General features: G+C 43.6%; 16 protein-coding genes. All 16 read right to left on the reverse strand.

The features are described from left to right. Positions 1-166 precede the first annotated feature (166 nt). A complete protein-coding gene (locus ACTNES_RS16700) occupies positions 167-544 on the reverse strand; it encodes a hypothetical protein (protein ID WP_441040145.1) in 378 nt (125 codons plus the stop codon). Between the two features lie 110 nt (positions 545-654). Beyond that, positions 655-1239, reverse strand: a complete 585-nt coding sequence (locus tag ACTNES_RS16705; RefSeq protein ID WP_441040146.1) for a major tail protein — start codon at positions 1237-1239, stop codon at positions 655-657. Between the two features lie 127 nt (positions 1240-1366). After that, positions 1367-1678, reverse strand: a complete 312-nt coding sequence (locus ACTNES_RS16710; protein ID WP_441040147.1) for a hypothetical protein — start codon at positions 1676-1678, stop codon at positions 1367-1369. Between the two features lie 18 nt (positions 1679-1696). Beyond that, a complete protein-coding gene (locus ACTNES_RS16715; protein ID WP_441040148.1) occupies positions 1697-2077 on the reverse strand; it encodes an HK97 gp10 family phage protein in 381 nt (126 codons plus the stop codon). A gap of 2 nt (positions 2078-2079) precedes the next feature. Beyond that, complete coding sequence (locus tag ACTNES_RS16720; protein WP_441040160.1) at positions 2080-2415, reverse strand: phage head closure protein; 336 nt, start codon at positions 2413-2415, stop codon at positions 2080-2082. Positions 2416-2435: 20 nt separating this feature from the next. After that, positions 2436-2714 (reverse strand): head-tail connector protein, encoded by a 279-nt coding sequence (locus ACTNES_RS16725; protein ID WP_441040149.1) that lies wholly within the window; start codon positions 2712-2714, stop codon positions 2436-2438. A 62-nt stretch (positions 2715-2776) separates the two neighbouring features. Then, the gene (locus tag ACTNES_RS16730; protein ID WP_441040150.1) at positions 2777-3997 is read right to left on the reverse strand and encodes a phage major capsid protein; all 1221 of its coding nucleotides are present in this window, start codon (positions 3995-3997) and stop codon (positions 2777-2779) included. A 15-nt stretch (positions 3998-4012) separates the two neighbouring features. Further along, positions 4013-4759 carry a head maturation protease, ClpP-related gene (locus tag ACTNES_RS16735; RefSeq protein WP_441040151.1) on the reverse strand — a complete coding sequence of 249 codons (747 nt, stop codon included), beginning with the start codon at positions 4757-4759 and terminating at the stop codon, positions 4013-4015. Further along, entirely contained in the window at positions 4759-6081 is a 1323-nt protein-coding gene (locus ACTNES_RS16740; RefSeq protein WP_441040152.1) for a phage portal protein, read from the reverse strand. Before ACTNES_RS16740 ends, ACTNES_RS16735 begins: the two co-directional genes overlap by 1 nt. A 24-nt stretch (positions 6082-6105) precedes the next feature. Beyond that, a complete protein-coding gene (locus ACTNES_RS16745) occupies positions 6106-7734 on the reverse strand; it encodes a terminase large subunit (protein WP_441040153.1) in 1629 nt (542 codons plus the stop codon). Next, positions 7734-8204 (reverse strand): phage terminase small subunit P27 family, encoded by a 471-nt coding sequence (locus tag ACTNES_RS16750; RefSeq protein ID WP_441040154.1) that lies wholly within the window; start codon positions 8202-8204, stop codon positions 7734-7736. The genes ACTNES_RS16745 and ACTNES_RS16750 overlap by 1 nt, the downstream gene beginning before the upstream one ends. Before the next feature lie 90 nt (positions 8205-8294). Next, positions 8295-8726, reverse strand: coding sequence for a hypothetical protein (locus ACTNES_RS16755; protein WP_441040155.1), 432 nt, complete (start codon positions 8724-8726; stop codon positions 8295-8297). Next, complete coding sequence (locus tag ACTNES_RS16760; RefSeq protein WP_441040156.1) at positions 8723-9223, reverse strand: type II toxin-antitoxin system HicB family antitoxin; 501 nt, start codon at positions 9221-9223, stop codon at positions 8723-8725. Before ACTNES_RS16760 ends, ACTNES_RS16755 begins: the two co-directional genes overlap by 4 nt. Continuing rightward, the gene (locus tag ACTNES_RS16765) at positions 9220-9477 is read right to left on the reverse strand and encodes a type II toxin-antitoxin system HicA family toxin (RefSeq protein WP_441040157.1); all 258 of its coding nucleotides are present in this window, start codon (positions 9475-9477) and stop codon (positions 9220-9222) included. The genes ACTNES_RS16760 and ACTNES_RS16765 overlap by 4 nt, the downstream gene beginning before the upstream one ends. Before the next feature lie 112 nt (positions 9478-9589). Further along, positions 9590-10177 (reverse strand): type IV toxin-antitoxin system AbiEi family antitoxin domain-containing protein, encoded by a 588-nt coding sequence (locus tag ACTNES_RS16770; RefSeq protein WP_441040158.1) that lies wholly within the window; start codon positions 10175-10177, stop codon positions 9590-9592. Positions 10178-10397: 220 nt separating this feature from the next. Next, positions 10398-10673, reverse strand: coding sequence for an HNH endonuclease signature motif containing protein (locus ACTNES_RS16775; RefSeq protein WP_441040159.1), 276 nt, complete (start codon positions 10671-10673; stop codon positions 10398-10400). Positions 10674-10716 lie beyond the last annotated feature (43 nt).

The raw sequence follows: 10716 nt of genomic DNA on the forward strand, positions 1-10716 counted from the left end.
CCCCCCCCGTTTTACAACCAGAAGACGGCATACCAGATCACAGACTGTCTCGTGGGCTCGGAGATGTGTATAAGAGACAGGCCATTCACCATTCCGATGGTCAAAAGATCCAAATCCCGAATCGAGATACCCAGTTGAACACATCTTAAAAGAAACAGCGGTGTTGTCATCGGACGGTCTGTTGCACGAAGTTTTTTTTAGCCTCAGCATCCGATCTGACGTTCAATCCCCAAAGCTCAATAATCTTTGGAAGCACCTGATAAATAGAAAAAGTATTGAATGCATCCAGCCACTCTTCCGGTGTATCAGGAATATTCGGATCCGCATGCTTTGCCATCACATAGGCAATGTTTTCAAACATCTCCAGAGAGAACAAATCCAAATTGCTCACCTCTTCGCTGTTGCTGTCAATCGCCTTCTCCAAAGAAGCCAAATCTTTGTAGATATCCCTCTGGAACTTCATTCTGTATATTCTCGGAATCGCAGCACTTGCCCTAAAAGGCACCTGCTTTCCATCAATTTCAATATTCTTAATCATGCTCATTAGCATTACCTCCAATTCATAACTCGTGTACCCTTGTACACCGTACTCATAGTCCCCTAAGTAGTAAAATCAAGGCTCCAAAGCATTTGCCCGGAGCCCATCACCACATCTTATTCCGCATCTGTGTTCACACCGGTAATGGTTGGCATGTAAACCGCCTTGTACCAATCGGCATAAACCGTACTGTCTGTTTCATTACCGGTCTTAGCCTTAACCACACCAGACGGAAGTGGTGTTGCCTTGATGGTAAGCGTTTCCGTCTGAACCTCTCTGCTCTCTTCGTTTGTCTTGCCCTCGATACCAGGTCTACTTGCAGAGCAGTTATAAAGGACATGACGGATGTGCTTCACATCTCCATCAAACTCAAACAACAGAGCAAATCTGTTCAACTCCGAGTTCGCATCCTCAATCAGAACCTTGTTATCATCCAGAGTCTCATTCAAAGCAGCTACCCTGAAATCCTCAGGAATCATCGCAAGTTCCAGATCACCGTCATAACCCATGTTGTTATTGATGACATAATACGCAGTACCATCTGCATAAAAGTTCTCCGGCTCACCATTGGCATCCAGAGAAATCGAAACCGCACCAGGTAATGCAACAGGAGTGCCGAAGGAAACTACACCTTCCTCACTTGTCTGAAGCATCGCATAATGCGCATTCTTAAGATTGTATTTGACCTTATTATTAGCCATTATTCAAACCCTCCATTTCATAAAATCGATTTTTCCTCGGCAAAATTGCGGCGAAATGCACGTCAGCTTTAGCTGACATCTTCCTTTGTGCATTTCTGCCATCCGCCGGCGGCATGCCTTGAGATGTTTACATCTCAAAGGCATACATGACCTCATAAAGCTTCTCGCTCTGGATCCATGTTTCCGACTTGTTATAAAAAATCTCATGTCCATCCAGGACATCCTCTACTCTCGATTCCAAAGAAGGATCCTTGAAATCTGTGTACATCTCAATCCTGACCTCATTCAATTTGAAATACACTCTTCCGTCAGCAGCAAAATTGTCACTGCCCGGAATCAGATAACAAATGAATGGCGGTTCAGGACTTTCTCCCTCCGCAAAGTGATCATAGGCAAAGGGAATCTGCATTTCCTGAATAATCTGAACCAGTTCTTCCATTCACATCACCTCTGCGAATCACTTCAAAGCTTTCTCTACTTCCTTTTCCAAAAGTTCTGCTGCTGCTGCTTCTGCCGGAGCGATATGCGGAAAGGCTCTCGTTCTGCCACCACCACGCTTGGCATGTCCAAACTCAAGCAGGTGAGCCAGCTGATAACGATTCCTGGAATGCACCGTGACTTCCATCGCGTTTGCATTTTCCTTGGTCGTTTTTACAGCCCAGCTCTTTTTATACTTACCCGTCTTAACCGGAGCACCTGCCTGTACATCACTTTTGGCTTTATTGCCTGCTTTCTTCACAGCGGCCTTCATATCCTCTGTCGCAAGGTCAGCGTATTCCTGCAAACCTTCCATAATGACATGAGCCATTTGGTCAATCCTGCATCTGTCCGTTGCCATGCTTACCGCCTCACTTTCCTGCAGCTGAATTTCAAGCACTTCTTCTTGAAGTTCATATGATCCACGTTCGTGATATCATAAATCTCATCCCTGAAAATAAGTCTGTGAGTAGTGGAACCAATCTCGGATGCCTTCCTGCAATAACGAATCGTTACCGTCATACCCACATCCTCAACAATAGTTCCTGCCTCTTCCTTTTCCTTGGAGCTTGCCATACCCTCGCCACCAATCGTCGTATGGCAGGTATAGAAATCTTCCCAGCCGTTCTTATGATTTCCGATAGAATCTGTAATCACAGTATTCTTCTGGAAGGTCACTTTTTCATTCATTAAAGACACATTCAAAGTAATCCCTCCCATCAAAATCCCGGTGTTCTAATTCCAAACAGCAAAGCCCGAAGTCCTACCGTAAGTACCTTATGGTCTGCATCTTCACGGTGCTCATAAAGATAAGCCACCGCATACATCACAGCAATCTTACTCACAGGCTGCTTTTCAAACTCTTCAAGGTCTGTAAACCTTGCCACATCCATACAAATCTGCTGACTCTGAGCAATGATGCCCTCAAGCAGTGCATCATCGTCATCGAAGTCCACCCGCAGATAATTCTTCATTTCTTCCAATGAAACTACTGCCATCAAACATCACCTCACACAAAAGGAAGCCGCATTTCACGACTCCCCACAATCACCAGTTACCCTTATGAGCTTGAGCCAGGTTTCTGCTGAAGCACCTTCACGGCTTCAGGAAGGACAAGCTTACCGTAGACTCTCTGAGTTCCCATGAATCCCACCTGACCATTCGCAGCATAAAGCTCGGACAGCTTCTTGAAGGTTCTGCCCTGACGGTCTGCAATCCAGTAATACTTGAAATCACCGAAGGCGATAGTCTTTGCACCGGCAGCCGCAGTAGGCATGAATGCAGAAGTCTTCACAGGTCTTCCAAGGATCGTGTCCGGAGTACCTGCAACCAGAGAAGGCTGCCATAAATACTGACCGGTAGTATCCTTAAGCTTACGGATCTGCTTCACAGTCGCATCATTCAGTAACCAAACCGCATTCTTACGGTAAGGCGCCTTCAGGCTGTAGAAAAGGTCAATCACCTCATCTGCAGTAATGGCAGTTGCAGAAGCTGCAGTCACACCAACCTCAGCACCACCGGCTGCTGCAAGAATACCAAGCGGCTTGCCCTTGCCATCGCCATTGAAGAAGGACTCTTCTTCTCTTGCACCGATACGTCTTGCAAATTCCTTGGAAATATATGCTTCAAGGTCAAACACGCTATCCGCAAGAAGTTCTTCGGAAACCTTAATCATGGTACCAAGCTTGTAAGCACCGATAGATACCTGGCTGAATGCATCATCAGATTCCTGATAAGCACCCTCCTCATCTACCCAGCTTGCAGAACCCTTTGATGCCACAACGGGAATCTTACGGTCACCGCTGGAAGTACGAATCACATGGGCAAGAGTACGGAATACATTCTCTTCCTCAAGTGCTTCCACCAAAGTTCTCTCAAACTCATCAGGTACAAGATAGCCGCCCTCAGAGTCAGTACCTTCCTGAAGTGCATTAAGCACAGAAGGCATCGGAGCCTTTACTCTCATCGCATTCCAGAACGAACCCTTATACTCATCAGAAGCACGACCACTCTTTTCCTTCTCATCCTTCCCCATCTTAGCACCAGGCTTACCGGTAAGTGGAGTGCTGGTAGCCTTGGAAAGTTCTGCATCAATGGCAACCTGTCTCTCCAGTCTCTCAATCTCCTTACCAAGATTCATAACATCCTGCTCCATCTTGTCGTAGGTCGCAGTATCTTCCTCGGAGTGCAAACCGTCTGCGCCTCTCTTGGCATACAGAAACTGCTTTGCAGCATCCCATGCCTTTGCTCTTTTCTCTCTCAGTTCTAAAATCTTACTCATTGTTCGTTTCCTCCCTTAATGTGATAACAATCTAAGTCTCTTCTCCAGCTGATCTACCGGAGTACGCTTCTCTACTGGTTTCTTAGGTGGAATCAGTTTGGAAAGCATGGAATTCATAACCGCCTGTCTTGAAAACATCACAGGAGCGCTCATCTCATCACTAACAGCCATTCCCTCACCAGCATCATTAGTTACATCACCCTGTCCATCGCTGAACAGGATCTTATCTGCAAAGCCAAGCTCAACTGCTTTTTTCGCATTGAACCAGCTCTCAGCATCCATAAGCTTTGAAATCTTGTCTCTTGCAAGACCTGTCTTGATTTCATAAGCATTCATAATGGATTCCTTCACTTCATCCAGCATCTTCACCGCTTTCTTCATTTCCTCAGAATCTCCGATTGCGATAGTCGCAGGATTGTGAATCATCATCATTGCAACAGGACTCATTTCCACCGTAGTTCCAGCCATAGCAATCACAGATGCCGCGGAAGCAGCAAGCCCGTCAATCTTAACTGTCACATCGTATGGATAATCCATCAGCATGTTGTAAATCTGAGCCGCAGCAAATACATCACCGCCGGGCGAATTGATCCAGACTGAAATCGGACCTTTACCCATGTTCAGCTCATCCTTGAAAATCTTTGGAGTAACTTCATCCCCATACCAGGTTTCATCTGAAATCTCCCCATTCAAAAAGAGCGTTCTCATTTCAGAGCCGCTCTCATCCTGGTTCTGTATCCAGTTCCAAAATTTTCTCTTCATTAACTGTATCCTCTCTTTCTCTGCTCAGGTGGCTTATCCCTGCTTTGAGTCTCTTCCGGCTCTGAAGCAGTAGATTCAGATGCACCTGCAGCAAATATTCCTGCATCCGCAAGCTTCGTCATATTTCCATTGATGAGATACAAATCACCACCGGCCTCTTCCGGAATGCGGTCAAGGTTTTCAAGCTCACGGATATCATTAGCTGACATCCAGCCGTTCTGCCTTGCTGTTGCATAGCCATTCATTCGGCTTTGGTAATCGCCTCTGAGCAAACCGTCCACATTGAACTTAAAGAAATATGTTTTCTTCTCTTCCTGGGTAAGAAGGGCTCTGACCATAGCCTGCTCCCATCTTGCCACCCAGGGATCCAAAGTGTACTTCACAAATTCAAGCGACTGCTGCTCAATATTAGAAAAGCTCGACTTCTCCAAGTCACCGACCATGTGAGGTGGTACCCTAAAGATTCGAGCTATCTCATCAATCTGAAATTTTCTTGTTTCCAAAAACTGTGCTTCATTCGGACTAATGGAAATCGGCGTGTACTTCATTCCCTCTTCCAGAACCGCAACCTTATTGGCATTGGCAGAACCACCAAAGGTTGACTGCCAGCTCTCACGCACTCTGGAAGGATCCTTAATGGTTCCCGGATGTTCCAACACACCAGACGGAGCTGCACCATTGGCAAAGAACTTTGCTCCATACTCTTCACAGGCAATCGCCATACCAATCGCATTTTTTGCCATTGCTATAGGACTGTAGCCCACAAGACCATCAAAGCCTAACCCCGGAATGTGAAGTACATCATGCGGTTGCAATCTCACTGTCGTACCCTTCATAGTATGAGCATCATCAGTATTCATGTAATACTCATAATAAAGCTGATCGTTCTCATCACGATTGACTGTCATTCGGTCAGGCATCAGCGGATAAAGTGCAATAATCTCGCCCCTTGCATTTCGAATAATCTGACTGTACGCATTCCCCCAAAGAAGCAAATGCGTCATCAAAGTCTCACGGAATACAAAGCTTGTCATCTCCGGGTTCGGCTCATCATGAAGCAAAAAATAAAGCGTATGATCCACCGCCTTCTCTTTACCACCATCTGCTGTATATCTATAAAACTGTAATGGAAGTCCGGCAACCGCCTCCGACAATATCCTCACGCATGAGTACACCGCCGTCATCTGCATAGCCGTTCTTTCATTTACTCTTTTTCCCGAAGTGCTTCCACCCATAAAGAATGAATATGCACTACCGGAAGTTCTATCAGTGGGAGCATCCCTGCCCCGAAATATGCTGCTTATGCTATTGAATAATCCCATATCTCACTATCACCTTATCTGACGTTAAAACGCCAATAATCCTCTCTCATCATAAACACTTCCCTGTGGCTCACCCTCATTTCTGAGACATCTGTCCAGAGCCATAATGGAAGCAACAATTCCATCAATCTTCTCTTTTGACTTTGCCTTGGTAACCTTGATATTCTCTGCAGCATCAGTCTCGATTACCACATTACCTGCCATCCATCGAAGTACCGGATGTCCTGCATGAACAATCTGACCTTCCATAAGAAGTCTGTAAAATTCTTTGGTCGGTGTACTCATACTTGCAAATCCCTGTCCAAACGGCACCATTGTAAATCCGGCATATTCCAGATTCTGAATCATATGAGTCGCATTCCATCTGTCCACTGCAATTTCCAGGATGTGATACTTCTCAGCCAGATCACAGATAAATTTCTCAATGAAATCATAGTGAATCACATTCCCTTCTGTCGCCAACAGATCACCCTGCTTCTCCCACACATCATAAGGAACCGAATTCGACTTTACCCTCTGCGGAATGGTTTCCTCCGGCACCCAGAAGAACGGCACCAGAATGTACTTCTCATTCGCATTTCTCGGTGGAAATATAAGTACCAGAGCAGTAATATCTCCAGTACTTGAAAGGTCAAGACCTGCATAGCAATCTCTTCCCTCCAACAATCTCATATCAATAGGCTCATTGCCTTTCATAAAGATTGCATCAGGTATCCAGGATGTTGTGGAGCTAAACCACATATTCATACGAAGCCACTTAAACGTAATCTCATCAGCGGGATTTTGTTTTGCCTCGCGATATGCATCACGAAGTCTTTCAATATCCACCGTATATCCAAGAGAAGGATTTACCTTATACCAGTTTGCTTCATCTTCCCAGTCCTCATCATCCTTCAGTCCATAGACCACCGGATAAAATGTCGGATCCACACGTCTGCCTTCCAAAATATCAACTGCCTTGGTATGTAACTCAAAAGCAATCGAATGTCTGTCATTACCTGCAGTCGTAATTATGAAGTGAAGCGGATTCTGACGGGCATCTGAACTGTACTTGGTAAGCACGTCGTATAACTGACGATTCGGCTGTGTATGAATTTCATCGAACACAAGTCCCGAAATTGAAAAACCATGTTTACTGCCAACCTCCGCAGATAACACTTGATAAAACCCAGCGTTGCCATAATTGACAATTCGCTTGGTGGCTGACATCAGCTTACTTCTCTTCATAAGAGCAGGTGACATTTCCACCATCTGCCTTGCCACATCAAATACAATGGATGCCTGCTGCCTGTCTGCAGCTGCACCATACACCTCAGCACTCGGCTCATTATCCGCGTACAATAAATAAAGAGCAATAGCTGCTGCCAGTTCGCTCTTGCCTACCTTCTTACATATTTCAACAAACGCTGTACGGAACTGTCTGTTCCCATCATGCTTTACAATTCCAAAGATATCTCTTATTAACTGCTCCTGCCACGGTAACAACCAGAATCTCTTTCCCGCCCATTTACCCTTCGTATGACACAGATTCTCAATGAAAGTAACTGCCCTGTCTGCTTTCGCCTTATCATAATGGGATGTAGGAAGCATAAATCTTGTGGGCTGATAATTCTTAAGCTTCGGATAATCCTTAGGCCTTATTTCCCTTGCCATTAACTATCACCCCCAAGTAATGCCTCCATCTCATCCTCCGGTTCCTTTGCTTTGCTGTTACCAGCAATAATTCTGCTTCGCGAGGATGGTGTCAATCCAAACTCCGATGCAGCCTGCAACATCAGCTTCTGATTGGTATTTGCAATTCCAACCCAGGGTGTCTGCTGCTGATATCCTGTGTCAGTCTCAAAAGTAGATCCACCGGAGGTAATATGCTCCTGCGCTTCCTTCCATCTTGCATAAGACTGACAATATGCAGCAAACGCTGCCATATCCACTTCTGTAAGAACACCCATCTGGTTCATTAGCTCAGCCAAGCGTTCCCATTCCTTCTTTGCTTCCGGCATTAACCAGTCAGGACAAGCAGGTATTCCCTTTGCGGGAACCGGTTCTTTGCTATTCAGTTTTCTTTTACCCGGATTGCCTTCCAATTTCTTTACTGCCGTAGGCTTTGGCTTTCTTCCAGCCATCGGAATCCCTCCTCTTTTTTTGCATAATAAAAGGACCATGTATCTCTACACGATCCCACAACTACAAGTCGAAAAAAAATACTAGTTTTCTTATTCTGTTTTTCCTTTTTTTGCAATTACTGAAGGCAAAATAAGCGGTTGCTGACCAAATGAAGCTGTAATCTGTCCTATAAGCAGTGAAATTCTACTCATCAATTGAGCAGTAACAAAATCTCCATTTTCTCCGAACTCTTCCGCAAGATTAATTTTTGTCCATTCATGCTCTGCTTTTCGTTCATTAAATTTCAAATCCGCACCAAAAGAAACATTCAATGCGAATAACTCCTCTGGTTCAAACATCAACGTTCTCGTTACAATAATTCTAACGCCGTCCTCATTAGTCATCACTTTCAAATTATCTTGGCATAAGAGCGATAACTCTTGCTCACAATTATTATTTAACTTTTCAATTCTCTTATAACTAACTGTATCCAAAAATATTTCTAATTCAGGTTTGAAATACTCTGAAAGATTCCTAATCATAACGATATCACCTCATCCTTGTAAGTATGTTTAACATTCATAAATGGAATAACTTTCTTACTATTAACTGTAGTTTCATTAACATATCTAGAATTGTCCATTCGAATTGTTTCTGTTAAATCTCTAACACTTTCTGCCAAAGCACGCGTTTGTGACTGATCACTATCTACAAAAGCATATACTGCTTTTTCTACCTCCGCATTTAAAGAACAGCCATCCTTAAAGGCACATAACGCAAGTTTCTTGTGAAGTTCTGGTGAAATCCTTACATTAAATGTTCCTTTATATTCTTTCTCTGGATCTTTTCCAACTTCTTTACAAAACTCTAGATAATCATCTACCGCAGAATGAAACTCAACTTCAATGCTAGAAATATCCCCAGCTTCAAAGTCAACATAATCATTAATTCCTTCTATTTTTCCTCTTAGAGTCATCGATTCCGCATCAAATTCAATCTTTGTATGATAACCCTTATACTCCATCATATTGTTCATCATAATTCACCCATCTCCTCTAAACGAGTTGCCAAATCTTTTATTGCACCAATACTCATCTCATCTCCCGGATGAGGTTTATGTAATAAAATAATACGCTGATCACTAGCTCTGTAGAACTTAACTCTTGAGCCAGATGTTTTCCCTTTATTAAATTCCTCAAATCCAAGTTGTGATAACAAGTACTTTGCCTCTGAATAGGTATAATCCTTTGGGCGCAAAGACAACCTTTCTTTGGCTTTATCTATTTTACTCATATAGAAAGCCCTTTCTCTGCAACTACTTTCTAGTTGCATTTTATCATATTTAATCTTTTTGTCAATAGCATGACCTTTTCTGGATAGCAAAAATCACACCCACTATCCTTTGTTATACCAATACCTCCAGGTATTTTTTCATGGTATCTCCACATTTCATCATCTCTGCATATCTCACCAGCCGATTGATATTTCTGTCTTTTCTTCTAAGATAGCTAGTAAGAATTTCTTTTGTTTCTTCAATCCCAACCTTCTCTCGATAAAACACAATATCTACAACAGTTTTTTCGATATCATATATGCGGAAACGATTCGTCCCCTCTTCAATTACGGTGATTCCCAGTTCAAATCTTTCATCTGTATAGTAATACAGATTTACTTCCGGCCAATCCGGTAGAGTTGATACCTTTGCTTTTCTCGGAATTGCTACATCAATGGCATCCGGGCGATAAGTAGACAGATTATAATACACAGCTGCACTCAGCAGACAAACTACTCCGTCTGGTACAAATGCATAGGCATAGTAGAAATCCGATCCCTCACCATCAAAATTTGCATTTTCATAATACTTTTTATTCAGTTTTATCAGGATCCCCTGGTCAACCATCTGATTGATTTTATAATAGGAAAACCCTTTATCTTTCAGCTCTTGAACTGAAAAAATCATTTGGTCATTGGAAATCTGTGCAGTCTTTGTCATCTTTCTCACCTCAATTCCAGTATATCCAAATTCGTGATGATTTTTTAAATATTTTTCGGCATTTTATTATTTTGCCGAATTTCATTTAAATTATAATAATCATTTCACGATTTGTCAATGGATTTTCAGTGAGCTACCCCCATATTCCATTTCGCGACTGCACACGCAACACCCACCCGCCGTTCTATAGGAGCTGTGAGCGTAGAGATTTACACCGCCCCTACCGGTCATGCCAGCGGTCGCCACGCTTCGCATGAATCTGTGAATGGCACGACTTACACAACGCAATCAGATTGCTCCGGTCATGCGTTCCCCCTTCACTCAGAGGAAGTTTATGGTGAATCTCCTGTGTCTCCACGAGTATTCCCCGATCATAGCACTGCTCACAGAACGGATGCATCCAACATATCTTTGAAAGGTTTGATGAGATCATTATACTTAAGCAGTCTACCGACCGAGGATCCAGACAGCTCATAATCCTGTCTCTTATACACATCTCCGAGCCCACGAGACAGTCTGTGATCTCGTTATCCGGCTTC

Source organism: Blautia sp. HCP3S3_D9 (assembly GCF_052063845.1).
Taxonomy (GTDB): Bacteria; Bacillota; Clostridia; order Lachnospirales; family Lachnospiraceae; genus Blautia_A.

Excerpts from the sequence above, each read along its gene's own strand:
- ACTNES_RS16700 (WP_441040145.1), bottom strand. The coding sequence starts at position 544 with ATGAGCATGATTAAGAATATTGAAATTGATGGAAAGCAGGTGCCTTTT.
- ACTNES_RS16705 (WP_441040146.1), bottom strand. The coding sequence starts at position 1,239 with ATGGCTAATAATAAGGTCAAATACAATCTTAAGAATGCGCATTATGCG.
- ACTNES_RS16710 (WP_441040147.1), bottom strand. The coding sequence starts at position 1,678 with ATGGAAGAACTGGTTCAGATTATTCAGGAAATGCAGATTCCCTTTGCC.
- ACTNES_RS16715 (WP_441040148.1), bottom strand. The coding sequence starts at position 2,077 with ATGGCAACGGACAGATGCAGGATTGACCAAATGGCTCATGTCATTATG.
- ACTNES_RS16725 (WP_441040149.1), bottom strand. The coding sequence starts at position 2,714 with ATGGCAGTAGTTTCATTGGAAGAAATGAAGAATTATCTGCGGGTGGAC.
- ACTNES_RS16730 (WP_441040150.1), bottom strand. The coding sequence starts at position 3,997 with ATGAGTAAGATTTTAGAACTGAGAGAGAAAAGAGCAAAGGCATGGGAT.
- ACTNES_RS16735 (WP_441040151.1), bottom strand. The coding sequence starts at position 4,759 with ATGAAGAGAAAATTTTGGAACTGGATACAGAACCAGGATGAGAGCGGC.
- ACTNES_RS16740 (WP_441040152.1), bottom strand. The coding sequence starts at position 6,081 with ATGGGATTATTCAATAGCATAAGCAGCATATTTCGGGGCAGGGATGCT.
- ACTNES_RS16745 (WP_441040153.1), bottom strand. The coding sequence starts at position 7,734 with ATGGCAAGGGAAATAAGGCCTAAGGATTATCCGAAGCTTAAGAATTAT.
- ACTNES_RS16750 (WP_441040154.1), bottom strand. The coding sequence starts at position 8,204 with ATGGCTGGAAGAAAGCCAAAGCCTACGGCAGTAAAGAAATTGGAAGGC.
- ACTNES_RS16755 (WP_441040155.1), bottom strand. The coding sequence starts at position 8,726 with ATGATTAGGAATCTTTCAGAGTATTTCAAACCTGAATTAGAAATATTT.
- ACTNES_RS16760 (WP_441040156.1), bottom strand. The coding sequence starts at position 9,223 with ATGATGAACAATATGATGGAGTATAAGGGTTATCATACAAAGATTGAA.
- ACTNES_RS16765 (WP_441040157.1), bottom strand. The coding sequence starts at position 9,477 with ATGAGTAAAATAGATAAAGCCAAAGAAAGGTTGTCTTTGCGCCCAAAG.
- ACTNES_RS16770 (WP_441040158.1), bottom strand. The coding sequence starts at position 10,177 with ATGACAAAGACTGCACAGATTTCCAATGACCAAATGATTTTTTCAGTT.
- ACTNES_RS16775 (WP_441040159.1), bottom strand. The coding sequence starts at position 10,673 with ATGTGTATAAGAGACAGGATTATGAGCTGTCTGGATCCTCGGTCGGTA.